At 52.7% G+C, this 19723-nt stretch carries 15 protein-coding genes and 1 other annotated feature; all 15 genes read left to right on the forward strand.

Features of this window, described 5'->3' with window-relative positions; genetic code table 11:
* Positions 1–29: 29 nt before the first annotated feature.
* A complete protein-coding gene (gene rplK / locus DYE26_RS27400) occupies positions 30–455 on the forward strand; it encodes a 50S ribosomal protein L11 (protein WP_016310704.1) in 426 nt (141 codons plus the stop codon).
* A gap of 103 nt (positions 456–558) precedes the next feature.
* Positions 559–1251: a 50S ribosomal protein L1 gene (rplA, locus tag DYE26_RS27405; RefSeq protein ID WP_036619488.1), complete on the forward strand. Its 693-nt coding sequence runs from the start codon at positions 559–561 to the stop codon at positions 1249–1251.
* An 81-nt stretch (positions 1252–1332) separates the two neighbouring features.
* Positions 1333–1484, forward strand: a sequence feature (ribosomal protein L10 leader region).
* A gap of 35 nt (positions 1485–1519) precedes the next feature.
* Positions 1520–2029 (forward strand): 50S ribosomal protein L10, encoded by a 510-nt coding sequence (gene rplJ / locus DYE26_RS27410; RefSeq protein ID WP_036619489.1) that lies wholly within the window; start codon positions 1520–1522, stop codon positions 2027–2029.
* A gap of 68 nt (positions 2030–2097) precedes the next feature.
* A complete protein-coding gene (rplL, locus tag DYE26_RS27415) occupies positions 2098–2463 on the forward strand; it encodes a 50S ribosomal protein L7/L12 (protein WP_036619490.1) in 366 nt (121 codons plus the stop codon).
* Positions 2464–2933: 470 nt separating this feature from the next.
* Complete coding sequence (locus DYE26_RS27420) at positions 2934–3533, forward strand: class I SAM-dependent methyltransferase (RefSeq protein WP_036619491.1); 600 nt, start codon at positions 2934–2936, stop codon at positions 3531–3533.
* A 359-nt stretch (positions 3534–3892) separates the two neighbouring features.
* Positions 3893–7438, forward strand: coding sequence for a DNA-directed RNA polymerase subunit beta (gene rpoB, locus DYE26_RS27425; protein ID WP_036619492.1), 3546 nt, complete (start codon positions 3893–3895; stop codon positions 7436–7438).
* Positions 7439–7483: 45 nt separating this feature from the next.
* Positions 7484–11098 carry a DNA-directed RNA polymerase subunit beta' gene (gene rpoC, locus DYE26_RS27430; RefSeq protein WP_036619494.1) on the forward strand — a complete coding sequence of 1205 codons (3615 nt, stop codon included), beginning with the start codon at positions 7484–7486 and terminating at the stop codon, positions 11096–11098.
* 180 nt (positions 11099–11278) lie between these two features.
* Positions 11279–11530, forward strand: coding sequence for a ribosomal L7Ae/L30e/S12e/Gadd45 family protein (locus tag DYE26_RS27435; protein WP_036619496.1), 252 nt, complete (start codon positions 11279–11281; stop codon positions 11528–11530).
* Between the two features lie 142 nt (positions 11531–11672).
* Entirely contained in the window at positions 11673–12095 is a 423-nt protein-coding gene (gene rpsL, locus DYE26_RS27440; protein WP_036619497.1) for a 30S ribosomal protein S12, read from the forward strand.
* Positions 12096–12561: 466 nt separating this feature from the next.
* Complete coding sequence (gene rpsG / locus DYE26_RS27445) at positions 12562–13032, forward strand: 30S ribosomal protein S7 (protein ID WP_036619498.1); 471 nt, start codon at positions 12562–12564, stop codon at positions 13030–13032.
* Positions 13033–13079: 47 nt separating this feature from the next.
* Entirely contained in the window at positions 13080–15158 is a 2079-nt protein-coding gene (gene fusA / locus DYE26_RS27450; protein ID WP_036619500.1) for an elongation factor G, read from the forward strand.
* Between the two features lie 83 nt (positions 15159–15241).
* Complete coding sequence (gene tuf, locus DYE26_RS27455) at positions 15242–16432, forward strand: elongation factor Tu (RefSeq protein ID WP_036619502.1); 1191 nt, start codon at positions 15242–15244, stop codon at positions 16430–16432.
* A gap of 183 nt (positions 16433–16615) precedes the next feature.
* A complete protein-coding gene (locus tag DYE26_RS27460) occupies positions 16616–17935 on the forward strand; it encodes an ABC transporter substrate-binding protein (protein WP_082207654.1) in 1320 nt (439 codons plus the stop codon).
* Positions 17936–17971: 36 nt separating this feature from the next.
* Positions 17972–18853 carry a carbohydrate ABC transporter permease gene (locus DYE26_RS27465; protein ID WP_036619504.1) on the forward strand — a complete coding sequence of 294 codons (882 nt, stop codon included), beginning with the start codon at positions 17972–17974 and terminating at the stop codon, positions 18851–18853.
* On the forward strand, positions 18853–19707 hold the full coding sequence (locus DYE26_RS27470; RefSeq protein ID WP_036619506.1) for a carbohydrate ABC transporter permease: 855 nt from the start codon (positions 18853–18855) through the stop codon (positions 19705–19707). Before DYE26_RS27465 ends, DYE26_RS27470 begins: the two co-directional genes overlap by 1 nt.
* The last annotated feature ends 16 nt before the right edge of the window (positions 19708–19723 follow it).

Consider the following 19723-nt stretch of genomic DNA (forward strand, 5'->3'; position numbering starts at 1 on the left):
ACCACTATTAGGGCAAGGAGGTGTTTTACATGGCGAAAAAAGTTATTAAAGTGGTAAAACTGCAAATTCCTGCGGGTAAAGCGAACCCTGCACCTCCGGTAGGTCCGGCGTTGGGTCAAGCGGGTGTCAACATCATGGCATTCTGTAAGGAATTTAACGCACGTACCGCCGATCAAGCAGGTTTGATCATTCCGGTTGAAATTTCGGTGTTTGAAGACCGTTCTTTTACTTTCATCACCAAAACTCCTCCGGCAGCCGTTCTGCTTCGCGTCGCAGCGAAGATCGAGAAGGGTTCCGGCGAACCGAACAAGAAGAAAGTGGCTACCGTGAAGCGCGACACCGTTCGTCAAATCGCGGAGCAAAAAATGCCCGACCTGAACGCAGCGTCCGTCGAAGCGGCTATGCGCATGGTTGAAGGTACGGCCCGCAGCATGGGCATCACGATCCAAGACTAAGTTTGGATCCACGGATGGAGTTTTATAAATGATCGAAGCATATTTATAAAATTCATCCCAAGTGGGAGGATATTCCGCTAATACCACAAAGGAGGACGAATTCATGGCTAAACACGGTAAGAAATACCTGGAAGCCGCTAAGCTGATCGACAGCGAAGCGACTTACGAGCCTTTGGAAGCCGTTGAACTGGTGAAGAAGGCGGCGACTGCCAAATTCGACGAAACCGTCGAAGCAGCGGTTCGTTTGGGCGTAGACCCTCGTAAACAAGACCAAGCCGTTCGCGGTGTGGTTGTCCTGCCTCACGGCACAGGCAAAACCCAACGCGTACTGGTATTCGCCAAAGGCGACAAAGCGAAGGAAGCGGAAGCTGCCGGAGCTGATTATGTAGGCGATCAAGACATGATCAACAAAATCCAACAAGGCTGGTTCGAATTCGATGTCTGCGTAGCTACGCCGGACATGATGAGCGAAGTTGGTAAACTCGGCCGTCTGCTCGGCGGTAAAGGCCTTATGCCTAACCCGAAAGCAGGTACCGTTACGTTTGACGTAGCGAAAGCCGTTCAAGAAATCAAAGCAGGTAAAATCGAGTACCGTCTGGATAAAGCAGGTCAAATCCATGCGCCAATCGGGAAGGTTTCTTTCGGTGCTGAACAACTGAACGAAAACCTGAAAGCTCTTATTGACGCGTTGAACCGGGCTAAACCGGCTGCGGCCAAGGGCGTTTACTTGAAAAATATCGCGATTTCTTCGACCATGGGCCCGAGCGCTCGCGTTAATACAGCATCTTACAGATAATACCAGTGCCCCGACGGCAATACGGATTGACAACAAAGTGAATCCGCTGGTATACTGAAATGGTTGTTTTGATGTGAGACTGACATGTGAATATGCTTACCGTAGACAGTAGGTGCCGCAAGGCTTAATTTCCTACCGAGGTGTTCTGATAGAACGTAATTTCATGCGGGTTTTCCGCGTGAAATGCTTCATTCAAGCCTTCGTGATTCTACGGAGGCCTTTTTAATGGTGTGAAAGGCTCATGCAATTCTAATAGGAGGTGTACAGTTTGGCAAACGCAAAAGTCATTCAAGCGAAACAAGAAGCGGTTGACGCGTTGACTGCGAAGCTGCGCGAAAGCGCAACGACCGTCGTGGCGGACTATCGCGGATTGAATGTTGCACAAGTTACCGAACTCCGCAAACAGCTTCGCGAAGCCGGCGTGGAATTCCAAGTGCTGAAGAATACGCTCGTTCGCCGCGCAACCGCCGCTGCGGAACTTTCTGAACTGGACGAAGTGCTGACCGGTCCAACGGCCATCGCTTTCAGTACGGAAGACGCAGTAGCTCCGGCAAAAATTTTGAGCGATTTCGCCAAAAAGAACGATGCATTGAAAGTGAAGGGTGGCGTGGTTGAAGGCCGTGTAGTTGGCGTCGACCAAATCAAAGCGCTGGCGGATCTTCCGTCCCGCGAAGGTCTCCTTTCCATGCTCCTCAGCGTGCTGCAGGCTCCGATGCGCAACTTCGCGCTCGCGGTCAAAGCCGTTGCCGAGAAAGAAGAGGGCGGCGCAACCGCTTAAGCCTCTTCGGCAGTTCGTGATTTGAAGTACCACAACCCATAAACTATTAAAATAATGGAGGTTCAACCATGAGTAAAGAATCCATCTTGGAAGAGATTAAAGGTATGACCGTTCTTGAACTGAACGATCTTGTAAAAGCAATCGAAGAAGAATTTGGCGTAACTGCAGCAGCTCCGGTAGTTGTAGCAGGTGGCGGCGGCGGCGGTGCCGAAGCTGCTGAACAAACTGAATTCGACGTGATCCTGACTAACGCTGGCGCATCCAAAATCAACGTTATCAAAGTGGTTCGCGAAATCACGGGCCTCGGCTTGAAAGAAGCCAAAGACCTGGTAGACAACGCTCCGAAGCCGCTGAAAGAAAAAGTGGGCAAAGAAGAAGCAGACGGCATCAAAGCAAAATTGGAAGAAGCAGGCGCAACTGTAGAAGTAAAATAATCGTCTCTTCATCTCAGGCAAACCCCTTGAACCCGATTCAAGGGGTTTGCTTTGCTGTTAAAGCTGCTGCCGAGCCCCTACTGGCTGCGATCGACTGTCGGCCTTCGAAATAGCGGAACTTTATGTACCTATTATACGAAGCCCCAGCATTTTCTCTCCATTAGCGGCACTTTGTGTACTTATTTTTCCAATGAATGGTTCAGAATGTGGCCATTTCCTTGTGACTGGAGAGAATAGCGGCATAAATTCCCCTTACTTCTCTTAAATGGGCTGATATCGCGAAAATAATGACATTTTTTGCACCTATTTTTTGGGGAGGGGGAGTTCTCGGTTAGGCAGTCTGATTTTTCTAAGTGTTCTCAGCGCAATACAAAAGAGCCGTGCTGGCTTAACGGCGGATGAATCGGCTAAAATAGTAAGGCAGGCGTTAGCCGGGAACGAATTAATCGATGTAACGGAGGACGGTATCGATGTCGGATCACTACTATTCCAGCAACCCAACGGCTGAGCATGACCGCAAAGTGTGGGACGCAACGCTGCGGGGGCAGACTTTCCGTTTTGTAAGCGATGCGGGGGTGTTCGCCAAAGGCGGCGTGGACTTCGGCAGCCGTACCCTGATTGAAGCAATGGAAATTCCGCAGGATGCCAAAGTTCTCGACGTGGGCTGCGGCTACGGACCGATCGGGCTTGCGGCGGCGAAGCTGGCCGGCCGGGGGCATGTGACGATGATCGACGTCAATGCAAGAGCCGTGGATTTGGCCCGGGAAAACGCGGAGCTAAACCAAGTGAGCAATGTAACGATTCTGGAAAGCGATTTGTTTGCGGCCTTGAAGGACCAAAAGTTTGATGTGGTGCTGACCAATCCGCCGATTCGCGCCGGCAAAAGCATCGTGCATGCGATTTTTGAGGGGGCTTATGAACGGTTGGAGTCCGGCGGCGCATTGTGGATCGTGATCCAGAAGAAACAGGGCGCCCCGTCGGCTAAGGCAAAGCTGGAGTCGCTTTTTGCGCAGGTAGAGGAAGTTACCAAAGATAAGGGATACCGAATCTATAAAGCGGTCAAAGCATAAACCTCATAAATTGAGGCCTGCTAATCGATAGTTGACTTGACAAATTCGCTATGTTATTATTATAAAATGTCAGCATTAGGATGCCCTCCGTGGCTTTAGTTGCCGAAAGTGTCAATAGTTATGCGTAAATCACGCATAAAAATCGGCTGTTTTACGTATAATATGCACATTTTGGGCAAACTATTGAATACGGGGTCATCAGGGCAGATAGACACGGATAAATGATGCTCTTTTTTCGAAGGCATTCGATAAGGGCTTTTCTTTATTTGTGGATGAATCCGTATGGTCCTATTATAAGGGTACAAACACGGGTTCGCAATGAATTTTTAAGTGAGTAGACATTGAGGGGTGAGTTTAAGTTGGCAGGACATCTTGTTCAATATGGTCGACGCACTCGGCGCAGTTATGCGCGAATTAACGAGATACTCGAAGTTCCGAACCTGATCGAAATCCAACAGAAATCCTACGAGTGGTTCTTGGAAGAAGGCCTGCGGGAAATGTTCCAGGATATCTCGCCAATCCAGGATTTCACCGGAAATTTGGTGTTGGAGTTCATCGATTACAGCCTGGGCGAACCGAAGTACACGGTGGATGACGCGAAGGAACGCGACGTAACGTATGCGGCGCCGCTGCGGGTTAAAGTCCGGCTCATTAACAAGGAAACCGGGGAAGTCAAAGAGCAGGAAGTATTCATGGGAGATTTCCCGCTGATGACCGAAACCGGCACATTCATTATCAATGGTGCGGAACGGGTTATTGTCAGCCAGTTGGTTCGCTCTCCTAGCGTCTATTTCAGCACAAAAGTGGATAAGAACGGCAAAAAGATGTACACCGCAACCGTTATTCCGAACCGCGGAGCCTGGCTCGAGCTGGAGACGGATGCGAAGGATATTATTTACGTGCGGATCGACCGTACCCGCAAAATCCCTGTCACCGTGCTGCTTCGTGCGCTTGGCTTCGGCACGGATGCCGAAATTTTGGATTTGCTGGGCAACGACGAATATATCCGCAACACCCTTGACAAAGACAATACGGATTCGACGGAAAAAGCGCTGATCGAAATCTATGAACGTCTTCGTCCGGGCGAGCCGCCGACGCTTGAAAACGCGAAGAGCTTGCTCGTGGCGCGCTTCTTTGACCCTAAACGTTACGATCTGGCCAATGTCGGCCGTTACAAAATCAATAAAAAGCTGCACATCAAAAACCGTTTGTTCAACCAGCGCCTCGCCGAGACGTTGATCGATACGGTTACGGGCGAAATCATCGCCGAAGCCGGTCAGATGGTGGACCGCCGTTTGCTGGATGAGATTCTTCCTCATTTGGAAGACAGCGTCGGCTTCCGGAATTACCATGTGACGGGCGGCGTGCTGGATTCGGAGGATATCCCTCTGCAGACGATCGATGTGTTCTCGCCGATCGAAGACGGCAAAGTAGTGAAGGTCATCGCCAACCGCAACATCGATAAATCGGTGAAGCATATCACCCCTGCTGATATTATTTCTTCGATCAGCTATTTTATCAATTTGTTGCACGGCATCGGCAGCACGGACGATATCGACCATCTCGGCAACCGCCGTCTGCGCTCCGTGGGCGAACTCTTGCAGAACCAGTTCCGGATCGGCTTGTCCCGGATGGAACGCGTCGTTCGCGAAAGAATGTCGATCCAAGACGCCAACGTGATTACGCCGCAGGCGCTGATTAACATCCGTCCCGTGATCGCTTCGATCAAGGAGTTCTTCGGCAGCTCGCAGTTGTCGCAGTTTATGGACCAGACGAATCCGCTTGCGGAGCTTACGCACAAACGCCGTTTGTCCGCGCTCGGTCCGGGCGGTTTGACCCGGGAACGCGCCGGCATGGAAGTGCGCGACGTTCACCCGTCCCACTACGGCCGGATGTGTCCGATCGAAACGCCGGAAGGTCCGAACATCGGTCTGATCAACTCGCTGTCCACGTTTGCGCGGATCAACGAATACGGCTTTATCGAAGCGCCATACCGCTGGGTCGATCCGAAGACCGGCACGGTTACCGACCAGGTGGCTTACCTGACGGCGGACGAGGAAGACAACTACGTCATCGCCCAGGCGAACGCGAAGCTGACCGAAGACAACAAGTTTGAGGATGAGTTTGTTATCGTCCGGTACAACAAGCAGTCCGACAACATTTTGACGATGCCGAGCAACCGGGTCGATTACATGGACATTTCGCCGAAACAGGTCGTATCCGTGGCGACGGCGCTCATTCCGTTCCTGGAGAACGACGACTCCAACCGCGCCCTCATGGGATCGAACATGCAGCGTCAGGCGGTGCCGTTGCTCATTCCGAAGGCTCCGCTCGTCGGAACCGGCATGGAACACAAAGCAGCCAAGGACTCCGGCGTCTGCATCGTCTCGAAATACGACGGCTTCATCGAACGCTCGGCCGCCAACGAAATTTGGCTGCGCCGCGTCGAAGTGGTGGACGGCAAGGAAGTCAAAGGCGACATCGTCAAATATAAGCTGCACAAATTCATGCGTTCCAACCAAGGGACCTGCATCAACCAGCGTCCGATCGTCAAACGCGGCGATATCGTCAAGAAAGGCGACATCCTCGCCGACGGTCCGTCGACGGAAATGGGCGAATTGGCGCTTGGCCGCAACGTGGTCGTGGCCTTCATGACTTGGGAAGGTTACAACTACGAGGATGCGATCCTGCTGAGCGAGAAGCTGGTGAAGGAAGACGTGTACACCTCGATCCATATCGAGGAATATGAATCCGAAGCCCGCGACACCAAGCTCGGACCGGAAGAAATTACCCGCGATATTCCGAACGTAGGGGAAGAGGCGCTGCGCAATCTCGACGAACGCGGCATTATCCGCGTCGGGGCGGAGATCGCCGCCGGCGACATCCTCGTCGGCAAAGTAACGCCGAAGGGCGTGACCGAACTGACGGCGGAAGAGCGCCTGCTGCATGCGATCTTCGGCGAGAAGGCGCGCGAAGTCCGCGATACGTCGCTGCGCGTGCCGCATGGTACCGACGGGATCGTCGTTGATGTCAAGGTGTTCACCCGCGATAACGGCGACGAGCTGCCGCCGGGCGTAAATCAGCTTGTCCGCGTCTACATCGCGCAAAAACGGAAAATTTCCGAAGGTGACAAAATGGCCGGACGCCACGGCAACAAAGGGGTCGTAGCCCGCATTTTGCCGGAAGAGGATATGCCGTTTATGCCGGACGGAACGCCGGTACAAGTCGTGCTTAACCCGCTCGGCGTGCCTTCGCGGATGAACATCGGACAGGTGCTGGAAATCCACCTCGGCATGGCCGCCCTGCAAATGGGCATCCACGTCGCTACTCCGGTATTCGACGGCGCGAACGAAGAGGACGTGTTCGACACGATGGAAGAAGCCGGCATGCAGCGCAACGGTAAAACGATGCTGTACGACGGCCGCACGGGCGAACCGTTCGAACGGGAAGTTACCGTCGGCGTCATGCACATGATCAAGCTGGCGCACATGGTTGACGATAAAATCCACGCCCGCTCCACCGGGCCGTACTCGCTCGTTACGCAGCAGCCGCTCGGCGGTAAAGCGCAGTTCGGCGGACAGCGTTTCGGGGAGATGGAAGTGTGGGCGCTGGAAGCTTACGGCGCCGCTTATACGCTGCAGGAAATTCTCACCGTCAAATCGGACGACGTGGTCGGCCGCGTGAAGACGTACGAATCCATCGTGAAGGGCGAAAACGTGCCTGAACCGGGTGTTCCGGAATCGTTTAAGGTTCTGATCAAAGAACTGCAAAGCTTGGGGATGGACGTCAAGATCCTGACCGAAAACGAAGAAGAGATCGAGATGAAGGAAATCGACGACGAGGAAGATGCCTCCGGCGATAAGCTCAGCCTCAACCTGGAAGGTTCGGAAGTCGGAGTAGAATAGAGCGTAGATAGTCAATATCAGGACTAGGTTAAGGAGGGATGCTCCTTGTTGGACGTCAACAACTTCGAGTTTATGAAAATTGGGCTTGCTTCCCCAGACAAAATTCGTTCTTGGTCCCGCGGAGAAGTGAAGAAACCGGAAACGATCAACTACCGCACGTTGAAACCGGAAAAGGAAGGGCTGTTCTGCGAGAAGATTTTCGGCCCGACCAAAGACTGGGAATGTCATTGCGGTAAATATAAGAGAGTTCGCTACAAAGGCGTAGTCTGCGACCGCTGCGGCGTCGAAGTGACGAGAGCAAAAGTGCGCCGCGAGCGGATGGGCCATATCGAGCTGGCCGCTCCGGTGTCCCACATTTGGTACTTCAAAGGGATTCCGAGCCGCATGGGCCTTGCGCTTGACATGTCGCCGCGTTCGCTGGAAGAGATCATTTATTTTGCATCTTATGTCGTGACGGATCCGGGTGAAACACCGCTGGAGAAAAAGCAGCTTTTGTCCGAGAAGGAATACCGCAGCTATCGCGAGAAATACGGTTACGGTTTCCAAGCCGGCATGGGTGCGGAAGCGGTGAAGAAGCTGCTTCAGGATCTCGATATCGACAAAGAGCTCGAATTTTTGAAAGAAGAGCTGCGCACGGCACAAGGCCAGCGCCGCAACCGGGCGATCAAACGGCTTGAAGTGATCGAAGCGTTCAAGAGCTCCGGCAACGAGCCGGAGTGGATGATCCTCGACGTGCTTCCGGTCATTCCGCCGGAACTCCGTCCGATGGTTCAACTCGACGGCGGACGTTTCGCCACGTCTGACCTGAACGATCTGTACCGCCGCGTCATCAACCGGAACAACCGTTTGAAACGGCTGCTTGATCTCGGCGCGCCCGATATCATTGTGCAAAACGAAAAACGGATGCTGCAGGAAGCGGTGGACGCCTTGATCGACAACGGCCGCCGCGGCCGCCCGGTAACGGGCCCGGGCAACCGTCCGCTTAAATCCTTGAGCCATATGCTGAAAGGGAAACAAGGCCGTTTCCGGCAAAACCTGCTCGGGAAACGCGTCGACTACTCCGGACGTTCCGTTATCGTTGTAGGACCGTATTTGAAAATGTATCAATGCGGCCTGCCGAAAGAAATGGCGCTGGAGCTGTTTAAGCCTTTCGTGATGAAAGAGCTGGTCAACAAAGGCCTGGCGCACAACATCAAGAGCGCAAAGCGCAAAGTCGAACGCGTAAGCCCCGAAGTTTGGGATGTGCTCGAAGAGGTTATTAAGGAACATCCGGTTCTGCTGAACCGTGCTCCTACGCTTCACCGTCTCGGTATTCAGGCGTTTGAACCGATTCTTGTCGAAGGACGCGCCATCCGTCTTCACCCGTTGGTATGTACGGCTTACAACGCCGACTTCGACGGCGACCAGATGGCCGTGCACGTGCCGTTGTCGGCGGAAGCCCAAGCGGAAGCGCGCATTCTGATGCTGGCTTCCGGCAACATTCTGAACCCGAAAGACGGCAAGCCGGTCGTTACGCCTTCGCAGGACATGGTTCTGGGCTCCTACTATCTGACGATGGACAACAAGGACGCTCAAGGCTCCGGCATGATTTTGTCCTCGGTCAACGAAGCGGTATCCGCTTATCAACGGGGAACGGCTTCCCTGCATGCGCGGGTGGCTATCCCGGCGAAAGCTTTGGGCAAAACGAGCTTTACGGAAGCGCAGCAAAACGCTTTGCTGATCACTACGGTCGGTAAAATCATTTTTAATGAAATTTTCCCGGCCAGCTTCCCGTACATTAATGAACCGACCCGCGTGAACTTGTTCCAAGGAACGCCGGATAAATATTTTATCCATGAAAAAGGCGTGGACATCGTGGAGCGGATCATGAATGCGCCGCAAGCGGGCGGGGTCGGCAAAGAATACCTCGGGGAAATTATCGGACGCTGCTTCGAAATCTACCAAACGACGGAAACTTCCGTCATTCTGGACAGAATCAAGCAAACCGGCTTTACTTACTCCACACGTGCCGGCGTAAGTATTGCGGTGGCGGACGTTATCGTTCCGCAGGAAAAGCAGGACATTCTGCGCGAATCCGAGGAGAAAGTACGGGTTGTCACCAATCAATACCGCCGCGGTCTAATCACGAACGAAGAGCGGTACGACCGCGTTATCGATATCTGGTCCAAGTGTAAGGATCAAATTACCGATATCCTAATGAAGTCGATGGACCGCTACAACTCCATCATGATGATGGTCGATTCCAAGGCGCGGGGGAACAAATCGCAGATCACCCAGCTGGGCGGTATGCGGGGCCTCATGGCCAACCCGGCCGGCCGCATCATCGAACTTCCGATCAAATCGAACTTCCGCGAAGGCCTCACGGTCCTGGAATACTTCATTTCGACGCACGGCGCGCGGAAAGGTCTGGCCGATACCGCGCTGCGGACGGCGGACTCCGGTTATTTGACCCGCCGTCTCGTCGACGTGGCTCAGGACGTTATCGTGCGCGAGGAAGATTGCGGTACGGATAAAGGCTTTACCGTCGGCGTGATTCAGGACGGCAAAGAGGTTATCGAAAATCTGTACGACCGGATCGAAGGCCGTTACTCGTTCGAAACGGTACGGCATCCGGAAACCGGCGAGATCATCATTCACCGGAACGAGCTGATCGATTCCGACAAAGCGCATGAAATCGTGGACGCAGGAATCACGAAGCTGCAAATCCGTTCCGTGCTCAGCTGCCGTGCCCGTCATGGCGTCTGCAAAAAGTGCTACGGCCGCAACCTGGCCACCGGCAAACACGTGGAGATCGGCGAAGCTGTCGGCATTATCGCCGCTCAGTCGATCGGCGAACCGGGAACCCAGCTCACCATGCGTACGTTCCATACCGGGGGCGTTGCGGGCGACGACATTACCCAAGGTTTGCCGCGGATTCAGGAACTGTTTGAAGCCCGGAATCCGAAAGGTCAAGCCACGATCAGTGAAATCGACGGCGTGATCAAGGAAATCCGCGAAGCGAAGGACCGCCGCGAAATCGAGGTACAAGGCGAAGCGGAAACGAAGGTCTACTCCGTCACCTACGGTTCCCGTCTGCGCGTAAGCGAAGGCGACCAAATCGAGGCTGGGGACGAACTGACCGACGGTTCCATCGACCCGAAAGAAATTTTGCGCATCAAAGGGATTCGCGGCGTACAGAACTACATTTTGCAGGAAGTTCAGCGCGTATACCGCAACCAGGGCGTAGAAATCAACGACAAGCACGTCGAGGTTATGATCCGCCAGATGCTGCGTAAAATCCGGATCGTCGATTCCGGCGATACGCCGCTTCTGCCGGGCTCTTTCGTCGATCTGCACGAGTACGAAATGGCGAACAAGGAAGCCATCTTGTCCGGCCAAGAGCCCGCTGTGGCCAAACCGGTTCTGCTCGGGATTACGAAAGCGTCGCTCGAAACGGATTCCTTCCTGTCGGCCGCTTCCTTCCAGGAAACGACGCGCGTGCTTACCGACGCTGCCATCAAAGGCAAAGTCGATAAGCTGCTCGGCCTGAAGGAAAACGTCATTATCGGGAAGCTGATTCCGGCCGGCACCGGCATGAACCGTTACCGCAGCCTCCAGTTTGAGGAATCTGAGCTGGACGAGACGAGCGAGGAAAGCCTTGAGCCTGTTTCCGTTGAATAAGTGATTTGAAGAGCTGCGCCGATGCGGCCCCGGGCGGTCTGATTACCTGCCGGGACGCATCGGCGTTTATTCTTTTGAAGCTGAGGAACGACAAATATATGCTTGACATCGCCTATACCGGAGTGCTACTATATCATAGTGCGTGAGTACGGATACCCTGTGCTTTGGAGGACGTTTAGGATGTCTAATGATAAAGGACTTCGGGACGCACCAGTGAAAATCGGCACCAAGCAAACCATGCGAATGGTAGAGCTAGGACGCGCCGTGGAAGTTTATGTGGCTGAAAATGCAGATCCACGTCTTACATCGAAAATCATCGCCTTATGCAATGAGCGCGGCGTCAAGGTCACTCTTGTGGACACGATGGCGGCTCTTGGCAAAGCCTGCGGGATTGAAGTGGGCGCGGCGATGGCGGCGATTGTAAAACCATAGCTGATCGAAATGTTTTTGCATTCGAGCGAAAGCTCGCCGGCAAAAACATTTCCTTTGCTCTTTTATGAACCGCCTGGGTCTGTGGGCTTAAGTAAACGGTTTGTAAAGCAATATGAATTCTGAGGAAGGGGGTGGCAACAACATGCCAACAATTAACCAATTAGTACGCAAAGGACGCCAAGAGAAGGTGTACAAATCCAAATCGCCAGCGCTGCAAAGAGGGTTTAACGCTCTGAAACGCGAGGCTACCGATTTGAGCTCTCCGCAAAAACGCGGCGTCTGCACTCGTGTAGGTACGATGACTCCGAAAAAACCGAACTCCGCGCTTCGTAAATATGCCCGTGTTCGCTTGACGAACCGTGTAGAGGTGACGGCTTATATTCCGGGGATCGGACATAACCTGCAAGAGCACAGCGTGGTGCTGATTCGCGGCGGCCGGGTCAAAGACCTCCCAGGTGTACGTTATCATATCGTACGCGGAGCTTTGGATACCGCTGGAGTTAACAACCGGATGCAAGCCCGTTCCAAATACGGCGCAAAACGTCCGAAAGCGAAAAAATCCTAAGATTAATCGCTATAGATGAGTGTTCAAAAAGTCAGGTTATGACTTTTTGAACTACCGTCTCAATGAAGTTCAAAAAGTCGGCTTTTCAGCACCGAGAAGGTTGGATGAAGCTAGGGACGAAAGGAGCGGAGCGTAGACAGATCTACGTGAGCAACGGAAGGCCCGGCTGAATTCAAAATTCGATGCCGAATACCCTTCTATGTATATCTACGTGATCCGAAGATGACTTTTTTGAACTACTGTTTCAATGGAGGTTCAAAAAGTTAGGTTTGGAGCACCGAGAAGGTTGGATGAAGCTAGGGACTGAGTAGCGGAGCGTAGACAGATCTACGTGAGCAACGGAAGGTCCGGCTGAATTCAAAATTCGATGCCGAATACCCTTCTATGTATATCTGCGTGATCCGAAGATGACTTTTTTGAACTACCGCTATTAGGTTTGAATTATTGCTGAAAGGGGGATAACTATATGCCACGCAAAGGTCCAGTTGCCAAAAGAGACGTGTTGCCGGATCCGGTGTATAACAGCAAGCTGGTTACCCGCTTGATCAACCGCATCATGATCGACGGTAAACGCGGTGTTGCTCAAAGCATTCTTTACAACGCGTTCAACATCATTCAAGAACGCACGGGGAACGACCCGATGGAAGTATTTGAAGCAGCGCTCAAGAACATCATGCCTGTACTGGAAGTTAAAGCTCGCCGTGTCGGTGGTGCGAACTACCAGGTTCCGATCGAAGTTAAGCCGGAAAGACGTACATCCCTGGGATTACGTTGGCTCGTAAACTACTCTCGCACCCGCGGTGAGAAAACGATGGAGGAGCGTTTGGCTGCCGAGATTATCGACGCATCCAACAACACAGGCGCTTCCGTGAAGAAACGCGAAGACACGCACAAAATGGCGGAAGCGAACAAAGCGTTCGCACACTACCGCTGGTAGGATTTCGCTCGTAATTCAAAACTTCTATTTTGAAGGGAGACAGATTCATGGCAAGAGAGTTCTCCTTGAAAAATACACGTAACATCGGGATCATGGCGCATATTGACGCCGGTAAGACAACCACGACGGAACGGATCTTGTTCTACACAGGCCGTACGCACAAAATCGGGGAAGTTCACGAGGGTGCTGCAACGATGGACTGGATGGAGCAGGAGCAGGAGCGCGGAATCACGATTACGTCCGCTGCGACCACCGCTCAATGGAAAGGTCACCGCGTAAATATCATTGATACCCCGGGACACGTCGACTTCACCGTTGAAGTCGAACGTTCCCTTCGTGTATTGGACGGGGCTGTAGGGGTATTCAGTGCAAAAGAAGGCGTTGAGCCTCAGTCCGAAACCGTCTGGAGACAAGCTGACCGTTACGGCGTTCCGCGGATCGCCTACGTCAACAAAATGGATATTATCGGTGCGGACTACCTGAACGTTGTAAATGATATGCGCGATCGTCTGCAAGCGAACGCAGTTGCTATTCAACTGCCGATCGGTGCGGAAAATGATTTTGTCGGGATCATCGACATCATCACGAAGAAAGCCTACATCTATAAAGACGATTTGGGTCAAAACATCGAAGAGGCCGAGATCCCTGCGGATCTTGCCGATAAAGTAGAAGAACTCCGCGCGGAACTGGTCGAGAAAGTTGCCGAGCTGGATGAAGACTTGACGATGAAATACCTCGAAGGCGAGGAAATCACCGTTGAAGAACTGAAAGCCGCACTGCGCAAAGGCGTTTGCGAAGTGAAAATTTTCCCGGTCGTTTGCGGATCTTCCTATCGGAACAAAGGGATTCAGCTGATGCTGGACGCCGTTATCGATTATCTGCCTGCACCGGTTGATGTACCGAACATTCAAGGTCACTTGGAAGACGGTACGGAAGTGGAACGCCATTCTTCCGACGAAGAACCGTTCGCGGCGCTGGCATTTAAAATCATGACCGACCCGTACGTGGGTAAGCTGACGTTCTTCCGCGTATACTCCGGTATTTTGCAATCCGGTTCTTACGTGCTGAACGCGACTAAAGGCAAACGCGAACGGATCGGCCGTATCCTGCAAATGCACGCAAACCACCGTCAAGAGATCAACGAAGTATACGCTGGTGACATTGCGGCGGCCGTAGGTTTGAAAGATACGGGCACGGGTGATACACTGTGTGATGAGAAGAGCCCGGTTATTCTTGAGTCGATGAACTTTCCGGATCCGGTTATCGAGATCGCCGTTGAGCCTAAGACAAAAGCCGACCAAGATAAATTGGGCGTTGCTCTTGGCAAGCTGACGGAAGAAGACCCGACGCTTCGCGCTTATACGGATGAAGAAACCGGCCAAACGATCCTTAAAGGTATGGGTGAGCTTCACCTCGATATCATCATCGACCGGATGCGCCGTGAATTCAAAGTTGAGACGAACGTGGGTAAACCGCAAGTTGCTTACCGCGAAACGTTCAGAACGCCAGCGCGCGTTGAAGGCAAATTCGTACGTCAGTCCGGCGGCCGCGGTCAATACGGTCACGTCTGGGTTGAATTCGAACCGCTGGAGCCAGGTACAGGCAACCAATTCGACAGCAAAATCGTCGGCGGCGCCGTACCGAGAGAATATATCGGTCCTGCACAGCAAGGTATCGAAGAAGCGATGCAGAACGGTGTTCTTGCCGGCTTCCCGGTAGTGGACGTGAAGGCGACGATCGTCGACGGTTCCTACCACGATGTCGACTCCAGTGAAATGGCGTTTAAAATCGCCGGTTCCATGGCGCTCAAAGCGGCCAAGGACAAATGTAATCCGGTTCTGCTTGAGCCGATTATGAAAGTTGAAGTAACTGTTCCGGAAGAGTACATGGGTGATGTAATGGGTATGCTGAACTCCCGCCGTGGTCGGATCGAAGGTATGGATTCCCGTGGCGGCGCGCAAATTATCCGTGCCAAAGTGCCTCTTTCCGAAATGTTCGGTTACTCGACCACGCTTCGCTCCGGTACGCAAGGACGCGGCGTATTCTCGATGGAACTTTCCCATTACGAAGAAGTTCCTAGAAATATCGCCGAAGAAATTGTGTCCAAGAACAAGGGCGGAGAATAATTAGTTGTACTTGCTGATCGGAAGAATTCATCTTCCGGTCGGTCAAACATAACAATCCATATTTTAAGGAGGAACTGTTTAAAATGGCAAAGGCTAAATACGAACGTACAAAACCGCACGTTAATATCGGTACGATTGGTCACGTCGACCATGGTAAAACAACTCTGACTGCAGCCATCACGACTGTATTGTCCAAAAAATACGGCGGTGCTGCCGTAGCTTTCGACCAAATCGACAAAGCTCCGGAAGAACGCGAACGCGGTATCACAATCTCGACGGCACACGTTGAGTATGAAACTCCGAACCGCCACTATGCACACGTTGACTGCCCAGGGCACGCCGACTATGTTAAAAACATGATCACCGGCGCAGCTCAAATGGACGGCGCGATCCTGGTTGTATCCGCAGCTGACGGCCCAATGCCGCAAACTCGCGAACACATCCTGCTGTCCCGTAACGTAGGCGTTCCTTACATCGTCGTATTCCTGAACAAATGCGACATGGTTGAAGACGAAGAGTTGCTTGAACTGGTTGAAATGGAAGTTCGCGACCTGCTGAACGAATACGAGTTCCCTGGCGACGACACTCCGATCATCCGCGGTTCCGCTCGTGAAGCTCTGCAAAATCCTGATGGCGAATGGGCTCAAAAAATCGTTGAAATGTTCGAAGTTATCGACGAGTACATTCCGCTTCCGGAACGTCCAATCGACAAACCGTTCTTGATGCCTGTCGAGGACGTATTCTCGATCACTGGCCGCGGTACCGTTGCTACGGGCCGTGTAGAACGCGGTACGGTTAAAGTCGGCGACGAAATCGAAATCGTGGGTATCCACGAAGAAACGAAAAAGTCCGTCGTTACCGGCGTTGAAATGTTCCGTAAATTGCTGGATTCCGCTGAAGCGGGCGACAACATCGGCGCATTGCTTCGCGGTGTTGACCGTAAAGAAATCGAACGCGGTCAAGTATTGGCTAAACCGGCTTCCGTTAATCCGCATACTGAGTTTACCGCTCAAGTATACGTATTGACGAAAGAAGAAGGTGGACGTCATAAGCCTTTCTTCACTGGCTACCGTCCGCAATTCTATTTCCGTACAACGGACGTAACAGGTGTTATCAACCTGCCGGAAGGTACTGAAATGGTTATGCCTGGCGACAACATCGAAGTTACGGTTCAACTGATCTCCCCGATCGCGATCGAAGAAGGAACTCGCTTCTCCATTCGCGAAGGCGGCCGTACAGTTGGATCCGGCGCTGTAGTATCCATCAACAAATAATAAGGCGCTTTTAAGCGGCTTTAACCGAAAAGGGCTTCTTCCCGGTTTACCGGGGAGGGGCCCTTTTTTTGTGCCATCGCTTGTAAGTTAGCAGAAATTATCCGCCGGAATTTCCAGGCATTGCGGAAATAATTTTCGAGCCGCTGAATATATATGGTTCAAAAGCTTGAAAGGATGTTGTCCATGACAAAAACGATGCTGAAAGCTCCGCTCCTTCTGCTGCTTACGGCATGGATCGCCGGTTTGCTCGCCGGGTGCGGCGGCGGACCCGAACCTAGTCAAGGGGCTGCGGCGAACACACCTCAGAAGGCTGGCGGTTCCGAAGGGGATCAAGCCAAGGAACCCGTCACGCTCCAGTTCTGGACCATCGCTTTGCAGCCCACGTTTAACGACTACTTTCATGAATTGATCTCACGCTATGAAAAAGAAAACCCCCACGTCACCATCGATTGGCAGGACTTCCCGTTTGACACCGTATCGCAAAAGCTGCTGACCAGCATCGCCAGCGGCAAAAGCCCGGACGTGGTAAACCTGAATACGGAATTTGCCAGCCAAATCGGCAGCAAAGGCGCGCTCGCCGATTTGGAAGAGTATCTTACTCCGGAGGAAAAAGCCGCTTATTTTGAAGGGATATTTAGTTCTACCGTTCTCGACGGTCACGCTTATGCCTTGCCTTGGTATACCGGAACCGAAGTGCTGTTCATGAACACGAAGCTGCTAAAGGAAGCGGGCTTGGACCCGAGCAAGCCGCCGCAAAGCCGCGAGGAGCTGGCCGACTGGGCACGGCAAATCAAAGCGAAAACCGGCAAAAACGGCTACGCCATCCAGCTGATCTCCAAACTGTTTGCGATCGACGGCATTCCGTTCGTCAACGAAGATAAAACGGCCGCCGCCTTTAACACGCCGGAGGCGGAAGCGATGCTGCAAAATTTGCGGCAGTTGATGGAGGAAGGCGTGATCATCAAGGATGATGCGAAATTTGACAAGCAGATTCAGTATTATTCCGCCGAGCAGGTGGCATTTGAGTTGGCCGGTCCTACCTTTATCAACTTCCTGAAAACATCCGCCCCCGACGTGTACAAAAATACCGTAGCCGTCCCGCTGCCCACGGGCAAAGCCAACCTGCGGCTTTCCAACTCGATGAACGTCGTGGTGCCGAAGGCTTCCAAACATACGGAAGAAGCCGTCAAGTTTGCGGTTTTCGTAACGAATGCCGAAAATCAAACCTCTTTTGCCAAATTGGCCAATACTTTGCCCTCCACCAAAGCATCGATCAAAGATCCCTTTTTTACCGAATCGGACAACACACTGGAGGCGCAGGCCAAAATCGCTTCCGCGCAAAGCCTGGATAAAGCGACGGACTTTATGGTCGGCGTGCCCAGCGCGACGGACATCAATGCCGCATTGGGCCGGGGGCTGCAGGAAGTGCTCCTGAACGGCCAGGATATCAAGAAAACGCTGGATAGCGTAGAAAGGGAAGTCAATACAATCCTAAAAAAGTAGAGTCTGATGGATTTGCGGGATAGGGGGTGAAACGCCTTGAAGAAATGGAGTCATTCGGAGACCTGGACCGCCTGGACGTTTATGACGCCCGGACTGCTTCTGATCGGAATATTCGTGTTTTGGCCGATCCTTTACGGAATACCGCTGTCATTTACCGATTATTCCGTTATTGCCGAAACGAAGTACGTGGGCCTGGACAATTATGCGGCCGCTTTTCAGGACCGGAATTTTCTGATCTCGCTGTGGAATTCGGTGAAATACGTGTTGATCGTTCCGTTCATCCAAATCGCCTCGATCCTGATGGCCGTGCTGGTGAACAGCCGCCTTCCCGGGGTGAAGGCTTTTCGGACGGCATACTATATTCCGGTCGTCACCTCGATGGTGGCCGTGGCGCTGATTTGGAGCTGGCTGCTCAGCAACAACGGGGTCGTCAATTACATCCTGATCCGGCTTGGCATCATCAGCGAACAGATTTCCTGGTTGGCGGACAGCAGCACGGCACTTTTTGTGCTTATGTTCATTACGATGTGGAAAGGCTTAGGGTATTACATGGTGTTGTACCTTGCCGGGCTGCAGGGGATTCCCGCGGAACTATACGAGGCGGCCAAAGTCGACGGAGCCGGCGTGTTGCGAGCCATCTACCGGATTACTTTGCCGCTGCTCCGGCCGCATATTCTGTTTTGCAGTTTGATTTCCCTGATGGCGGCGATCCGCGTGTTTGATGAGGTGTATATTCTGACCAAAGGCGGCCCCGGCACGGCGACCTTGACGTCGAGTGTTTATATTTTTCAAAAAGGGCTGGAACAGTTTAACTTCGGTTACGCTTCGGCGCTGGGGTTGATCGTCAGCATGATCATCGGGGTTCTCAGCGTCTTGATCTTCTATGTCAACCGGAAGGGAGGCGTCAATCCATATTGATGATCAAACCGTCTATCCCGAAAAGGGCATTTCGGCCGGGAACGGTCATCCGGTACGCAATCATTTACGTCCTGCTGGCGGCGCTGGCGTTATTTATGATGGGACCGTTTCTTTGGCTGCTCAGCGTGTCGCTGATGCCCGGCAAAAACGTGTTTTCGGTGCCGCCGGCCATTTTCCCGAGCTTTATCGACTTTGCCAATTACGCGGGTGTGTGGAAATTCATGGACTTTCCCAAATATATGATGAATACGGTCGTTATTACCGCGCTGGGGATTGCCGCGAATGTCGTCTTGTCCAGCATGACCGCCTATCCGCTGGCCGCCTTCCGCTTCAAAGGGCGAAATCTGGTGTTCGGCCTGCTGATTTCGACGATGATCATTCCTTCCTCGACGGCGATGATCGTTCATTATCTGACGATTCAGGCTTTCCGTCTGGGGGACAGCTACGTTGGCGTCGTATTGCCCGCGGCGGTGTCGGTGTTTAACATTTTTCTGATGCGGCAGACCTTTATGTCCGTTCCGGCGGATATGCGGGATTCCGGGAAAATGGACGGGGCCTCCGAGTTCCGGATTTTTTGGCAGTTGATGCTGCCTTTGGTGAAGCCCGGCCTCGCGGTTATCGCTTTGCTGGAGATGATGGCGTTCTGGAACAACTTCCTGTGGCCGATCGTCATTTTGAACGATCCGTCCAAATATCCGCTGGCGGCGGCTTTGACCTATCTCAACGGGCAATTCGCCTACAACTTCGGCTGGATTGCCGCCGGCACGATGATTTCCGTGCTTCCGATCATCGCCGTTTTTCTGCTGACTCAACGTTATTTCATCGAGGGTATGTCGGGAGCGCTTAAAGGATAAAAGGATTCCTTGCCTT

Origin of the sequence: Paenibacillus macerans (assembly GCF_900454495.1) — a bacterium.
In the GTDB taxonomy this organism is placed as follows: Bacteria; Bacillota; Bacilli; order Paenibacillales; family Paenibacillaceae; genus Fontibacillus; species Fontibacillus macerans.